Origin of the sequence: Niabella drilacis, from assembly GCF_900101395.1 — a bacterium.
GTDB classification, from domain to species: domain Bacteria; phylum Bacteroidota; class Bacteroidia; order Chitinophagales; family Chitinophagaceae; genus Niabella; species Niabella drilacis.
This window is the reverse complement of sequence record NZ_FMZO01000006.1, coordinates 226,370-239,948: the sequence shown is the minus strand read 5'-3', so window position 1 is coordinate 239,948 and position 13,579 is coordinate 226,370. Positions and strand designations below refer to the sequence as shown.

13 protein-coding genes are annotated in these 13,579 nt (G+C 48.4%); 4 read left to right on the top strand and 9 right to left on the bottom strand.

Features of this window, described 5'->3' with window-relative positions; all coding sequences use genetic code 11:
• Window positions 1-39: 39 nt before the first annotated feature.
• From BLS44_RS13020 to BLS44_RS13005, 4 genes are all read right to left on the bottom strand, one after another.
• Window positions 40-1,413, bottom strand: a complete 1,374-nt coding sequence (locus BLS44_RS13020) for a DUF4153 domain-containing protein (RefSeq protein WP_090390514.1) — start codon at window positions 1,411-1,413, stop codon at window positions 40-42.
• 51 nt (window positions 1,414-1,464) lie between these two features.
• On the bottom strand, window positions 1,465-1,752 hold the full coding sequence (locus tag BLS44_RS13015; RefSeq protein WP_090390513.1) for a winged helix-turn-helix domain-containing protein: 288 nt from the start codon (window positions 1,750-1,752) through the stop codon (window positions 1,465-1,467).
• 13 nt (window positions 1,753-1,765) lie between these two features.
• Entirely contained in the window at window positions 1,766-2,377 is a 612-nt protein-coding gene (locus BLS44_RS13010) for a hypothetical protein (protein ID WP_090390512.1), read from the bottom strand.
• A 341-nt stretch (window positions 2,378-2,718) separates the two neighbouring features.
• Window positions 2,719-3,948 carry an ATP-binding protein gene (locus BLS44_RS13005; RefSeq protein ID WP_090390511.1) on the bottom strand — a complete coding sequence of 410 codons (1,230 nt, stop codon included), beginning with the start codon at window positions 3,946-3,948 and terminating at the stop codon, window positions 2,719-2,721.
• Between the two features lie 188 nt (window positions 3,949-4,136).
• On the opposite strand from BLS44_RS13005, the gene surE reads away from it, so the two are divergent.
• Window positions 4,137-4,937 carry a 5'/3'-nucleotidase SurE gene (gene surE / locus BLS44_RS13000; RefSeq protein WP_090390510.1) on the top strand — a complete coding sequence of 267 codons (801 nt, stop codon included), beginning with the start codon at window positions 4,137-4,139 and terminating at the stop codon, window positions 4,935-4,937.
• On the top strand, window positions 4,937-6,088 hold the full coding sequence (gene lpxB, locus BLS44_RS12995; RefSeq protein WP_090390509.1) for a lipid-A-disaccharide synthase: 1,152 nt from the start codon (window positions 4,937-4,939) through the stop codon (window positions 6,086-6,088). Before surE ends, lpxB begins: the two co-directional genes overlap by 1 nt.
• Here lpxB and BLS44_RS26555 read toward each other — a convergent pair.
• Complete coding sequence (locus BLS44_RS26555; protein WP_176954407.1) at window positions 6,066-6,230, bottom strand: DUF6728 family protein; 165 nt, start codon at window positions 6,228-6,230, stop codon at window positions 6,066-6,068. The two genes, lpxB and BLS44_RS26555, sit on opposite strands and share 23 nt — an antisense overlap.
• A 327-nt stretch (window positions 6,231-6,557) precedes the next feature.
• Between BLS44_RS26555 and BLS44_RS12990 the strand changes: the two genes are divergently transcribed.
• Window positions 6,558-8,027, top strand: coding sequence for a glycine--tRNA ligase (locus BLS44_RS12990; protein WP_090390508.1), 1,470 nt, complete (start codon window positions 6,558-6,560; stop codon window positions 8,025-8,027).
• A 326-nt stretch (window positions 8,028-8,353) separates the two neighbouring features.
• Window positions 8,354-9,115 carry a HEAT repeat domain-containing protein gene (locus tag BLS44_RS12985; protein WP_090390507.1) on the top strand — a complete coding sequence of 254 codons (762 nt, stop codon included), beginning with the start codon at window positions 8,354-8,356 and terminating at the stop codon, window positions 9,113-9,115.
• A 77-nt stretch (window positions 9,116-9,192) separates the two neighbouring features.
• On the opposite strand, the gene BLS44_RS12980 is transcribed toward BLS44_RS12985, so the two are convergent.
• From BLS44_RS12980 to nirB, 4 genes are read right to left on the bottom strand one after another with little or no spacing between them, the layout of a single operon-like run.
• Window positions 9,193-10,050 carry a formate/nitrite transporter family protein gene (locus tag BLS44_RS12980; RefSeq protein WP_090390506.1) on the bottom strand — a complete coding sequence of 286 codons (858 nt, stop codon included), beginning with the start codon at window positions 10,048-10,050 and terminating at the stop codon, window positions 9,193-9,195.
• A 56-nt stretch (window positions 10,051-10,106) separates the two neighbouring features.
• Window positions 10,107-10,514, bottom strand: coding sequence for a hypothetical protein (locus BLS44_RS12975; protein WP_090390505.1), 408 nt, complete (start codon window positions 10,512-10,514; stop codon window positions 10,107-10,109).
• The gene (gene nirD / locus BLS44_RS12970; protein WP_090390619.1) at window positions 10,501-10,887 is read right to left on the bottom strand and encodes a nitrite reductase small subunit NirD; all 387 of its coding nucleotides are present in this window, start codon (window positions 10,885-10,887) and stop codon (window positions 10,501-10,503) included. Before nirD ends, BLS44_RS12975 begins: the two co-directional genes overlap by 14 nt.
• Before the next feature lie 20 nt (window positions 10,888-10,907).
• Window positions 10,908-13,397, bottom strand: coding sequence for a nitrite reductase large subunit NirB (gene nirB, locus BLS44_RS12965; protein WP_090390504.1), 2,490 nt, complete (start codon window positions 13,395-13,397; stop codon window positions 10,908-10,910).
• Window positions 13,398-13,579: the final 182 nt, after the last annotated feature.

Genomic DNA, 13,579 nt, shown 5'->3' with positions numbered 1-13,579 from the left:
GGAGTGTAAAAAGCACGAGGAGATTATAGGCTTTCATGATTAAAATTTTATAAACTGATAATAGAGTGTTTTGGATAGCAACGGCCTTTTTTGTTCTGCTTCGATCTGTTGTATAAATGGTGTTTTTTTATCAGGCGTTTCCTGCCGGATCCTGGTGTTGTACAATAGTTGACGGTTATAAGGCAGGCTGCGTGCATAATCCATATCAAACGATTGTTGATGCTCCAGGTTATATTTGGTAACGATCCAGCTCCAGTTGACGGCGCAGCCGATGACCAGGGTGGCATAGAAGGCCCACAGCATACGGCCGGCCAGGTAAGTATTGGTTCTCCTGTTTTTGATCTTTAGGATCGTAAGAAGCAGCCCGGTAATACAAAGCAATAAGAAGATATGAACCCCGATCCGTTTAAATGTAAGCCCGTATGCTTCGATGTACTGGTTGTTCTTTAATGCTACAATGCCGGCAAGAAAGAGGTTTAACAGGATCCAGATATACGCGCTATTCCGGAGCAGGCGTGCTTTTGTGTCAAAATTAAGACTGCCTTTAAAGAACAGCATAATTACCAGGATCGCCATTGCAATCGAAAAGATAAGCAGGTATACCCGCTCATGTAATGCCGTGCTCAGGCTTCCGGCGGTGGTTGTATTGCCAAATTGTTCAAAGCAGTAAGTGACAATAAAAAACAGCACGAGCATGTTCAGCAGTATTAAAGAGATCTCAGCGCTTTTGCGGTGAAAGCCGGCATCGGGGTGCTGCCCGCCCTGTAACGACAGGCGGTATGCTTCCTGGAAGTGGTCGCCGAGCCTGTTATTAATCAGGAACAGCTGGGGCGGGGTCCAGTAGTGTATAAAACAAAACATGAGAAAGAATCCCAGCGCGGTCAGGAAGCCGATCTGCAGGAAATCAGCATTCCAGTTGATATGAAAAAAGGATTGGAACAGGTCGCTGCTGGAACTGTAGATGATCAGGAATATCGCCGCCAGCAGTGCGGGGAGCAGGAAATAGTAAATGGCTTTTTTATAAAAGGCACGGGTAAGAATACCATTTACCGGCAGCCACCTGGTAAGGACGGGTGCACGGAAAATAAAGCTGATAAAATTGGCTGCACCTGCAAACGGCACCAGCAATACATTCAGGACGGGGTGATGTGCCTTGCATGTGAGTACGACCAGAGAAGCAAAAACGGCCAGAAATGAAATCGGGTCACCATACCAGGCAAAAGCGCCTGTTGCGATGCTCAATGCCCCGGTTAACCACCAGAATGTAGCTGTGTGATTTGCTTTTTGAGTGGTCAGGAAAACGGCCCCCCAGGCCATGATCGTAAAAAGGCTGAAGTTTAGCCCCGGCTCCCGGTTGTAGAACAGGGCTACGAACGCGGCAACGCTGATGAGCAGGACAGGATTCTTTTTCATTTTTATTTATTTAAAAGTGCTTTGTATTTCAAAGTATTTGCACAAAAAAAATTATTTCAACAGCCGTTCCAGTGCATTGATGTGCTGTACAAATGCTTCTTTCCCGTTCTTTGTTACTTTATAGGAGGTCCGTGTTTTCTTACCTACGAATTCTTTTTTTACCTCAATGTATTTTTTTGCTTCCAGCGCGGTGATATGGCTGGCCAGGTTACCATCTGTTACGCCCAGGTGCTCTTTCATTTCCAGGAAATCGACCCAGCCGTTTACTGCCAGTACCGACATGATCCCGAGCCGCACCCGGCTTTCAAAATCCTTATTTAATTTTTCAATAATGCTCATGATATGCTGCGGTCTATTTGTACTTTTTGTACATCAGCAATCCGTAGATGATGTGCAGTATGCCAAACCCCAGGGCCCAGAAGATCAGTCCGTACCCGGGAACAAAAGATGCCATGATCCCCAGGAATATTTCGCAATACCCGAGGTATTGGATGTCTGAAAAGGTATACTTGGCGGCATTAACCAGGGCCAACCCGTAAAAGAGCAGCGTAGCCGGGGCAATCAATCCAAAGAGCCCGTGATAAAACAGTGCCAGGCAAAACAGCCCTCCTGCGATCAGTGGCACCAGCAGGTGGCCCAGCAATAGGCGGGTAGTACTGGTCCAGATCTTTAACCCGTTCCGTTTGCTTTTCTGGATGGTAAAAAGGATACCGGATCCAAGTGCTAAGATCAGGATACCAGCGGCCAGCAGGAAGAGTTTCCATTCCAGCTCATAGCTGTAGGCATACCGGTCGCCGGAAAAATAATCGATACCGTATTGCTGAAACAGGCAGTAAGCGATAGCGGCGCCGATCAGCGCGATGGTTCCGGCAGCTACACCGGACAGCCCGTTGAGCGAAATAAAACGCGAGGAGCGTTCCATCATCTGGCGGATATGCTGCAGATCCTCTTTTGGGTCGTTCATTTTAAAAAGTGCTTTGAATTACAAAGTTGTTGTTTCCGTTTTGAATGGCCAAATTTATTTTTTATGTGATTTCCTGTGGTTTGTCCGGAAGGAAAGCCCCCTGCTTTTATTCCAGGTTTGAGGTTTGATGTTTCAGTTGGATCCGCTTTATACTCAAAAGCCGGTGGGGCTGGTTAAGAGTTGTACATTGTACGTTCACTTTCCTCATGGGCCCGGGTGACGGCGCGACCCGGCTATCGATTTGAAATCGCTTCCGGGGCCCCGGAACTCAAACCTTAATGCTCCCCCTAAGGATCCGGGGCTCAATGCTGATTGCTGACTGCTTAAAGCCGACAGCGCCGTTACCACAGGTTCCCTGCCGGAACGGCTTTAAATGCATCTCCGAAGCTGATTACCTGGTCGCCCGTATACAAAACAATCCCTTTTTGAAATTTTTTTCCGGCGAGTGCAGCAAGGCGTTTTAATCCCTTAAAATCGTCAATTGTTACTGATGCTTTGGATTTTATTTCGATCCCGTATAATTGTTTCTTCCGGTCTTCCAGCACAAGATCCACCTCGGCTCCACTGTGCATGCTGAAATGGTAGGCCTTTAACGAAAGATCATTCCAGCTTAATTGTTTCAGTATCTCCAGCGTAACAAAATTTTCAAAAAACAGCCCGGCTGTGGTCCTGTTCCGGAGCAGGCTTTCTGCACTTTCTCCCATCAGGTGGCAAAGCAGTCCTGTATCGTTCAGGAATACTTTCGGAGATTTTACAAATTGACCCTCAGCATTGGGAGTCCAGGCCGGGAGCTTTGCCAGGAGGAACACATGTTCCAATAATGCCATGTATCGTTGAAAAGTGGTGTTCTTTACGCCAGCCAGGCGGGCAATATCAGAAAAATTGATCGTGCTGCCGGCTCTTGTAGCAAGGAGGTGCAGGATGTTCGGTAATTGTACAAGTCCCTCAATATTGGAAAGTTCACGTATGTCTTTTTGTAAGACCGCAGTCAGGTAAGATTCAAACCACCGGTCCCGCCTGGTTTCAGTGCTGCGCAAAACAGCTTCGGGGTAGCCCCCGGTTTTTATGGACTGTACGATATGCTCCCACTTTGTTTTGCGGCTTTCGTAACGGCCATCGGGCTGCACCAGGGTTTGCAGGAAGGTAGACGTACTTCCCGATAATTCGGTTTGCGATAACGGCCATAGTTTATGAATTTCGATCCGGCCGGCCAGGGAATCGGCGACTTTCGGCAGGATCATTACGTCCGAGGAACCTGTCAGGATATACCGGCGTTCTTTCCGGTTTTCATCAACAAGCTTTTTTATCGATAAAAAAAGCTCCGGGACGCGCTGTATCTCATCAATAATAATATGGTTCCCCAGGTCAAGCAAAAAGCCGGTGGGGTCTGTTTGTGCGGCATTCAGTACCGTGGGATCATCCAGCGTAACCATTTGCCCGCTGAAAGCTCCGCTTACGGTCAGTTGATGGCAAAACGTACTTTTACCTGTCTGGCGTGCGCCGTTGACCAGGATAACAGGCGTGTCTGTTAACGCTTCCGCTACGGCTGCTGCAATATACCGCTGATACATTTTTCGTAGTATTTATAGCACAAGGTACTTATTAATGGGTAAATTTTGTCCATTGCATGGGTAAATTTTGTCTATTTCATGGGTAAATTTTGTCTATATTAAAGCCTGCTGATCAGCGTGCGGTGCAAACGCAGTAATTCACAGGAGGTAAGCTGGGGTCTGCTCCATTTCGGTTATTTTTGTATCCTATGACGAGCAAAAAACAGAAAGTAGCAAAAGAAGAGCCCATCATCCTGGTAACCAATGATGACGGGATCGCTGCTGCCGGTATCCGCAACCTGGTGGAGGCGATGAAGGGGCTTGGAAAAATTGTGGTGGTAGCGCCGGATAAGCCGCAATCGGGCATGGGGCATGCGATCACTATTGGCCATCCGCTGCGTTTGTATGAAGTGGAGTTGTTTGAAGGAGTGCGGGCTTTTTCCTGCTCCGGCACACCGGTGGATTGTGTAAAACTGGCGGTAGACAAGATCCTGCACCGCAAGCCCGATATCTGTGTGAGCGGCATCAACCATGGGGCTAATCACAGCATCAATGTTATTTATTCCGGAACCATGTCTGCAGCTATGGAAGCGGCCATCGAAAGTATTCCTGCTGTAGGCTTCTCCCTGCTGGACTATGGGGCTGAGCCGGATTTTGCAGCTTCGCGGCATTATGCAAGGCTCATTGTAGAAAAGATGCTGCGGAAAAAACAGCCCCGGCATTTTCTCCTCAATGTAAATATTCCCAAAGCACCGGCAGAACAGCTGAAAGGATATAAAATTTGCAAACAGGCGTATGCCAAGTACCAGGAAAAGTTTATTGAACGGAAAGATCCGCATGGACGGAAATATTACTGGCTTACCGGGGAGTTTGTCAACTTTGACAAATCAAAAGATACGGATGTGTGGGCATTGGCCAATAACTATGTAAGCGTGGTGCCTGTTGAGTTTGATCTTACGGATTATGGATTGAAACAGCGGCTGGAAAAAGACTGGGGAGAGTCAAAGTAATGCAAAGGGAGCCTAAATACTATATTATTGCGGGTGAAGCTTCCGGCGATCTGCATGGGGGGAACCTGGTGGCGGCAATCAAGCAGTTACAGCCCGAAAGCCGGATCCGTGGCTGGGGCGGAGATAAGATGCAGGCGGCCGGCATGGAACTGGTGAAACATTACCGCGACCTTGCCTTCATGGGGTTTGTGGAAGTGGTGATGAACCTGAAGACCATTATGAACAACCTGCGCTTTTGCAGGGAAGATATCCTGGCGTTTAAGCCGGATGTGCTGGTGTTGGTGGACTACCCGGGTTTTAACCTGCGCATTGCCAAATGGGCAAAAGAGCAGGGGATTAAAGTGGTCTACTATATTTCGCCGCAGGTTTGGGCCTGGAAGGAGGGAAGGGTAAAAATGATGAAACGCTGCATCGATAAAATGCTGGTGATCCTGCCCTTTGAAAAAGCGTATTACCAGGACAAATGGAACTGGGCCGTGGATTATGTGGGTCACCCGCTCATTGAAGAGATCGACCGGAAAAAGAGAACCGGAACCGACCTGGTCGTCCATGATGCTGCCGGTGTTCCGGTAACCAAACCCATCATTGCCCTGTTGCCGGGCAGCCGTAAACAGGAGATCGAAAAAAAACTGCCGGTGATGCTGGCAGTAAGCAGGGAGTTCCCCGGTTACCAGTTCGTGGTAGCACAGGCCCCGGCGGTAGAGGACGCATTCTATCAACAGTTTACCAGGCAATATCCCAATGTAAGTATTGTAAATAACCGTACTTATGACGTACTGCTGCAGGCTACTGCAGCCCTGGTAACTTCCGGAACGGCAACGCTGGAAACGGCCTTGTTCGGGGTACCGGAAGTGGTTTGCTATAAGGGCTCCGAGATCAGCTACCAGATCGCCAAACGGGTGATCAGCATCAAATATATTTCGCTGGTGAACCTGATCATGGACAAGCCTGTGGTGAAGGAATTGATCCAGGGTGAGATGAATACGGCAAATATCATTACAGAACTAAGAGCCCTGTTATTGGATGAACAGCGGAAAGCTACATTGAAAAAAGATTACGATACACTGCACCAGATCCTGGCGGCGGAAGGCGATGCATCCCGGAAGGCAGCTGCGATTATTACGGAATTCAACGCGTCAGCAGCCGGATAATGATAAAAATGACGGCGAGCAGGAACAATAAGATGCTCAGCCGGTTAATACCATGCATATAGCCTACCCACTTGCTTTTGGGTGTATTCGGATCTTTCTTTTTTAAGAATAAATACTGTGCTATTTGATCCCAGATACCCATTTTTGGAAGGTTTTTAAAACACAAAGGTACGGTTATTAGCGGTCAGCTGTAAGCGGTCAGTTGTCAGCTATTGGTGTCAGTAGTCAGGGCGGTCATCAGTGGCCGGCGGTTGGGTTGAATGTGGAAATGTGGGAATGTGAAAATATGGATCCTGAATTCCGAACATTCGAGGCGGGGGAACAGCAGGCATAAAAACGGATCTCAACCCTGAACTTTGAACTTTCAACCTGGAATCATAGAAGGAACTAACGACCGATAGCCGGAAACTGGTAGCAATTCCCTGTTAACTGATCAACCTGTCAACTTTTCAACCTAAATTTGCGGCCTATGGCAACGGATAGCAATAAATTTCAGGCGATTATATCGCATTGTAAAGAGTATGGATTTATTTTCCCCAGCAGTGAGATCTACGACGGATTACAGGCTGTGTATGACTATGGTCAGTGGGGGGCAGAATTGAAAAAGAATATCAAGGATTACTGGTGGAAGTCGATGACGCAGATGCAGGACAATATTGTGGGCATCGATGCGGCGATCTTCATGCATCCTACTACCTGGAAGGCAAGCGGACATGTGGATGGATTTAACGATCCGATGATCGACAATAAGGATAGTAAAAAACGTTACCGGGTAGATCACCTGATCGAATCGCATACGGATCTGTTAACGGCGGATGGTAAAGCGGATGAAGCGGCGGCCATCATCTCAGAAATGGAGAAAGCAGATGCAGCAGGCGACCTGCTGGCGCTGAAGAAGATCATTGACGACAATAAGATCAAGTGCCCTGTCAGCGGTACGGCTAACTGGACGGATATCCGCCAGTTTAACCTGATGTTCTCTACCGAATTTGGATCTACCGTTTCATCCGAGGATGAAAATAATAAAGTGTACCTGCGTCCGGAAACGGCCCAGGGGATCTTTGTGAATTTTCTCAATGTACAAAAGACCGGCCGGATGAAAATACCTTTTGGTATTGCGCAGATCGGTAAGGCGTTCCGGAACGAGATCGTGGCCCGTCAGTTTATTTTCCGCATGCGGGAGTTTGAGCAGATGGAGATGCAGTTCTTTATAAAACCGGGAACCCAGAAAGAATGGTATGAGTACTGGAAACAGGAGCGTTTGAAATGGCACCTGGAGCTGGGCATTCCCCAAACGGAATACCGCTTTCATGATCACGTAAAACTGGCGCATTATGCGGATGCCGCCTGCGATATTGAGTACAATTTCCCAATGGGCTTCAAGGAGCTGGAGGGTATTCACAGCCGCACGGATTTTGACCTGCGCAACCACCAGGAGTACAGCAAAAAGAAGATGCAGTATTTCGATAATGATATCGATCCCGAAACCGGGAAGCCGATCGGGAACTATATTCCGTATGTGATCGAAACATCGATTGGTCTGGACCGGATGTTCCTTTCCATGATCTGTGCTGCCTATACAGAAGAAGACCTGAGCACAGAAGAAAAGCAGGACAGTCGTGTGGTGCTGAAACTACCGGCTAAATTAGCACCGATCAAATTAGCGGTGTTCCCGTTGCTGAAAAAAGACGGGCTGCCTGAAATAGCCAAAGAGATCATGGCTAAACACCGCGGCGCTTTTAAATGTTTCTATGAAGAAAAAGATGCCATCGGTAAGCGCTATCGCCGTATGGATGCGCTGGGTGTTCCTTTTTGTGTAACAGTAGATCACCAGACAAAAGAAGATCATACGGTTACCATCCGTCACCGCGATAGCATGGAGCAGGAGCGGATCCATATTGACCAGATCGCGGAGATCGTGGCTAAAGCGATACTGTAAGCGATCATAAACAGATCAGGAAATGCGAAGTGTGGACTTCGCATTTTTTTTGAACAGAAGTGGCTTCTGTAACGATGGTGGGGTATTCCGGAGCAGGATGTAAATACAAGCCGCCGGGATGCGTTCGTTACGTAACTTAGCACCCGGTAATGCTGATCGGCGCAATCAAAGGGACTTCTGTGCTACCGGATCTCCTGTGTTTGCCGCCGAAACGCAGATGACTTTAGGTTGCTGTTCCGGATCCTGGGTGGCTATGGATGCGGGGAAAGGGAGAATAAAAAAACCAGTGCTTCAGTGGTTCTGTGGCATCAATCAAAAGAAGGCCTATGGCATTTTACGATCTTTCAAAAGCAGAGCGGGAACAGCTCGTTGTAAAAATCGGCGCTCAGCTGGAGAAAGCGGTTATTACCGGGAATAGTAAAACCTGCTTACGCCACTTTAATGATCCGGATACCTATATCCGTAAAACGGCCTACCTGGCTGTTGGCCGTCTTTACATCGCAAAGCCGGAACTGCAGGCTGCGGTTTTGAAAACACTGGAACAGTTGTTACCGCACAACAGCTTCTATGTACGGCAAACGGTGGTGAACGCTGCAGGCGAGATCGGGAAAAATGATTTTAAAGCGGTGCAATCTTTTTTTGATAACGGATTATTTGATGCGCACCATGCGGTAAGAAACGCAGTGATCGGTTCCGTAAAAAAAATGGGTGAGGTAAACCCGGCACCGGTGCTTCAATGGGCAAAAAGCTACCTGCATCATGAGGACAAGGAGATCCGCCGCGAGATATGCCATGGTATCGAACTGCGCGGCCGCAAATATCCACAGGATATTTTGCCGTTGTTAAAAGAACTGGAATTTGACCAAACGGCCCGGGTGCGTAATACCCTGGTGCATGTGCTGGGGCAGATCGCCTATAAAAAAGGATGCCTGGCCATTGTACTGGCCCATCTGAAGACCTGGAAGAATACGGCATTGGTGGCGGATGCCCTGGAAGAGATCATTGACGTACACGACCGGTATAAGGATTTTGCTGTACTTACCCAGGATGAAGCCAGGGCAATGGTGGCAGCGTATTTTAAACTGTAAGAAGCTGTTGCCTCAAAAGTATGGCCGGCCTGAATGCGCCTGCCTTGCCATGCTGCCGTTTTTATCATCTGAAACAACTAAGCCATATGGGGCTCGGGGATGACGGTTTCCGGGGCGTTGGTATCAGCAACGACCAGGGCTGCCGGTTGTCTTTTTCTGCCATAGGTAATATATAACGCGGCGGCTGTAAATAACAACGCGCCCACAATATTACCCACTGTTACCGGGATCTGGTTATACAGCCACCAGTCTGCAATGCTTACCGGGGCGCCCAGCAATATACCTTCGGGGATTACAAACATATTTACCACGGCGTGTTCAAAACCCTGTGCAAAGAACATAAATACGGGGATCCAGGCGGCCAGGATCTTGCCAATGACGGAGGAGGAGGTAAGGGCCAGTACCACACCCATTGTAACCATCCAGTTACACAAAATTCCTTTGGTAAAAGCGGTGGCGATCCCGGCGCTGCCCAGCTGTCCGTAACCAATGGTCTTTGCTTCAGCGATCTTTATAATTGCCGGTATCAGTGGTGAAGCATGGGTTTGCCCAAAGCTGGTCACTGATGCCCAGAACAGGAATGCATAGACCAGCGCTCCAAATAGGTTGGCGCCATAAACGATGGCAAGGTTGCGCAGGAGTACGGGCATCGGCAATGTTTTGTGAAAATAGGCTGCCGGCAGCAGGGCGAAGCTTCCGGTAACAAGTTCCAGTCCCATCAATACTACCACCACAAAACAAATGGGAAATAACAGCGCCCCTATAATGGGTACGCCGGTTTGCGTGCTGCCTGTAACAGCAAGGGTGGTACCAATGCCCAGCAGCATACCGGACAGGGTGCCTCTTACAAAAAGATCAGTGGTGTTGAGCCGGCCCTTGTCGGTTCCGGACTGGATCATCAGGGCAATAACTTCTGCGGGTTTCTTGTAATCCATAATTTAAGTTTTTGTTGCGTAAGGGGTGTGCTGTTTATGATTTATAATAAGTGCGTTTAGAATTTATAACCCAGACCAACACCAACGTTCCATTTTCCATCGGCGCTGGCTGTTTTGGCATTATAATACAGGGGCACCTGCAGGGCCAGGTGCTTATAAGAAGCGCTGAGGCCGAAACCGAGGGAGGGTGTGATCGTTGCATTTTTTGAAACATTGGGAGCAACCTTGTCTTCTTTAATACGTAAAGAAGGCAACATGCCCAGGCTGATGCAAAAGGGCTTGTGTGTCCATTTAACGGCCGGCCCTCCAAAGTTTAAAAAAGCGCCCTTGTCAACATAACCGGCAACGGCCATGCCATCCCAAAGGGAAGCGCTGGTTTTGGAAGTGGTTGTTTGTGCAGTAGTGGTTTTTGTCAGCAGCAGGATGGCTGCCAGTGTACAGAGTTTGTTTTTATTGTGGTTCATATGCGATGGGGGTTGATGAATGAGGTGTAAGAATGGAGGCTACATTGATGAAAATATTTCCTTCGTGTACTTTAACGGGATAGGTTTTGATGGCACTGCAGGCTTCATCATTCAGGCACTGCCCGTTTTTGAGCGAGAAGGTTTTTTTGTGAAACGGGCAGGCCACCTTGGGTTCGCCCTGCTGTGAGCCCAGCATGCCCCGGCTTAATGCCATCTGTTTTTTATGGGGGCACAGGTTTTGGGTGGCATACCATTCATTGCGGTGGGTAAAATAATAAAGAGCGATCTGCTCTGTTCCATACTGCACGCACACGCCTCCGTTGTGCGGCATGTCAGTAGCCTTACAGGCATAGATCCAGTTGTTTTTATCCATAAAAAAATGTTTGAAAAAAATTACCACTCTGCGGCTTTCTTTTGCGTGCGCAGGGGTTCAAATAGGACGGTAGGGTCTTTAGCTTCGGGGGCATTGATAAAATGCGTAAAGCGTTTCCGCAGTTCAGGGGTTTCCACGGCCTTTTTCCATTCGCATTCATAATGATCTGCGAGCGTTTGCATCTGCGCTTCCAGTTCGGCGGCAATACCCAGGCTGTCGTGCACGACCACATTGCGCAGGTAGTCGATACCGCCTTCCATTTTATTGAGCCAGGTAGCTGTGCGTGTAAGCGGATCGGCTGTTTTAATATAGAACATCAGGAACCGGTCGATGTACCGGATACAGGTTTCGGAGTCGATATCGGCAGCCAGCAGCAAAGCATGCTGCGGTCTGGAGCCGCCGTTGCCGCAAACATACAGGTTCCAGCCCTTTTCGGTAGCAATAATGCCAAAATCCTTAGACTGGGCTTCCGCACATTCACGGATACAGCCGGATACCGCGGATTTGATCTTGTGCGGGGCTCTCAATCCCTTATACCGGTTCTCAACACGTACGGCAAAACTTACACTGTCGTGCAGGCCAAAACGGCACCAGGTGGAGCCTACACAACTTTTTACGGTACGCAGGGCCTTTCCGTAGGCATGGCCGCTTTCAAAACCTGCGGCGATCAGTTCTTCCCAGATCAGGGGAAGGTCGTTCAGGTGGGCACCAAAAAGATCGATCCGTTGTCCGCCGGTGATTTTAGTATAGAGGTTGTATTTTTTGGCAATGGTTCCAATAACAATAAGCTTTTCAGGTGTGATCTCCCCGCCGGGGATACGCGGTACTACAGAGTACGTACCACCTTTTTGAATATTGGCCAGAAAGCGGTCGTTGGTATCCTGCGAGGTAGCGCTTTCATTTTTGATGACCAGGTCGTTCCAGAGGCTGGCGAGGATAGAGCTGATGGCCGGCCGGCATATCTCGCAGCCATCACCTGTGCCAAGGGTATCCAGCACCTCATCAAATGCATGCAGTTCTTTGATCCGGATGATATCATAGAGTTCCTGCCGGGAGTACGCAAAGTGTTCACAAATGATATTGCGTACAACCTTGCCTTGTTTTTTCATTGTGGCATTGATGATGTCTTTTACCATCGGTGTGCATCCGCCGCAGCCGGAACCGGCGCCGGTACATTTTTTTACCGCATCAAAGGATGTGCAGCCGCTTTGAACAACGGCATCTTCAATGGCCTGCTTTTTTACCCCCTCACAGCTGCAGATCAATGCACTGGCAGGAAGCTCAAAATCGCCCGGATCATCTGGCGTATTGCCGGATGCAATGATCAGGCCTGCCGGAGCGGATGGAATAGTTAATTTGCCGGCACAGATCTGCTGTAACTTATTATAAGCTTCCGCATCGCCAACCAGGATGCCGCCCAATAGCTCCGTTCCGTCGTTGGAAATATTGATGCGTTTATAAATGCCCTTGTGGTTATCGTGGTAAACAATAGAGCGGGCTTCCCCGTGGCCAATAAAGGGGTCGCCAAAGCTGGCCACGTCAATACCGATCAGTTTCAGCTTGGTGCTCATGTCAAATCTCCCGAACGTCCTGGTACCCCCGGTTAGCTGATGTACGACTACTTCCGCCATTTCATAGCCCGGTGCTACCAATCCGTAAACGGTACCTTCATGTACGGCACATTCGCCAATGGCGTAAATGGAGGGATCGCTGGTCTGCATGCGGTCATTAACGGAAATGCCACCCCGGTGACCGGTAGGGAGCCCGATCTTTTTAGCCAGTTCATCGCGGGGCATGATGCCCGCAGAAATGACCAGCATATCTGTGCTGAGGATGCTGCCATCTGTAAACATCAGCCCGGTGATGGTTTCATTACCCAGGATCACAGCGGTATTCTTTTGGGTATGTGTGGTAATGCCCAATGCCTTTAGTTTTTCTGTAAGCACCTGGGAACCGCCATCATCGATCTGGCGTGGCATCAGGCGGGGGGCAAACTCAACAACATGGGTATCGGCAATGCCCAGGTCCAGCATCGCTTTTGCCGCTTCCAGGCCTAACAGACCGCCACCGATAACAACAGCAGATTTTGCAATCTTTGCATGACGCCAGATCAGGTTCAGGTCCTCGATCGTACGGTAAACGAATACGCCATGTTTATCAACCCCCGAGATCTGTGGTACAAAGGCGGCGGAGCCGGTGGCAAATACCAGGTAATCGTAGGAAAATTGTGCTCCTTCAAAAGAAGTGACGGTTTTCTGAGTACGGTCTACATGGATAACGGGGTCTCCAAGATGGAGGTGGACGCTGTTTTCCGCATACCAGCTCATGGGCTTCATACAAAGATCCTGTACCGTTTTACCTGCGAAATATTCGCTCAGGTGTACCCGGTCGTAGGCGGGGAGGGTTTCTTCCCCGAATACCCTAAGTTCGAGGGTCTCAATTTTTTGGGCGACCAGTTTCTCGCAGAATTTTTGGCCCACCATGCCATTTCCAATAACAATAATTTTCATATCCTATTATTTTTTGAGCGAGGATGGCAGGCAATTATCATATATAATAAAAATATAAATATTAATTATTTAATAGTTTATTATAATAATTATGAGCCAAATTTACTAAAAATATATTTTATTTGACAATAAAAATTGAAAAATATTATTTTTACTTTGAAATTAATTATATATCAATATTT

Bases quoted from the DNA above. Each gene is read 5' to 3' on its own strand.
- BLS44_RS13020 (WP_090390514.1), bottom strand. From the start codon at position 1,413: ATGAAAAAGAATCCTGTCCTGCTCATCAGCGTTGCCGCGTTCGTAGCC.
- BLS44_RS13015 (WP_090390513.1), bottom strand. From the start codon at position 1,752: ATGAGCATTATTGAAAAATTAAATAAGGATTTTGAAAGCCGGGTGCGG.
- BLS44_RS13010 (WP_090390512.1), bottom strand. From the start codon at position 2,377: ATGAACGACCCAAAAGAGGATCTGCAGCATATCCGCCAGATGATGGAA.
- BLS44_RS13005 (WP_090390511.1), bottom strand. From the start codon at position 3,948: ATGTATCAGCGGTATATTGCAGCAGCCGTAGCGGAAGCGTTAACAGAC.
- surE (WP_090390510.1), top strand. From the start codon at position 4,137: ATGACGAGCAAAAAACAGAAAGTAGCAAAAGAAGAGCCCATCATCCTG.
- lpxB (WP_090390509.1), top strand. From the start codon at position 4,937: ATGCAAAGGGAGCCTAAATACTATATTATTGCGGGTGAAGCTTCCGGC.
- BLS44_RS26555 (WP_176954407.1), bottom strand. From the start codon at position 6,230: ATGGGTATCTGGGATCAAATAGCACAGTATTTATTCTTAAAAAAGAAA.
- BLS44_RS12990 (WP_090390508.1), top strand. From the start codon at position 6,558: ATGGCAACGGATAGCAATAAATTTCAGGCGATTATATCGCATTGTAAA.
- BLS44_RS12985 (WP_090390507.1), top strand. From the start codon at position 8,354: ATGGCATTTTACGATCTTTCAAAAGCAGAGCGGGAACAGCTCGTTGTA.
- BLS44_RS12980 (WP_090390506.1), bottom strand. From the start codon at position 10,050: ATGGATTACAAGAAACCCGCAGAAGTTATTGCCCTGATGATCCAGTCC.
- BLS44_RS12975 (WP_090390505.1), bottom strand. From the start codon at position 10,514: ATGAACCACAATAAAAACAAACTCTGTACACTGGCAGCCATCCTGCTG.
- nirD (WP_090390619.1), bottom strand. From the start codon at position 10,887: ATGGATAAAAACAACTGGATCTATGCCTGTAAGGCTACTGACATGCCG.
- nirB (WP_090390504.1), bottom strand. From the start codon at position 13,397: ATGAAAATTATTGTTATTGGAAATGGCATGGTGGGCCAAAAATTCTGC.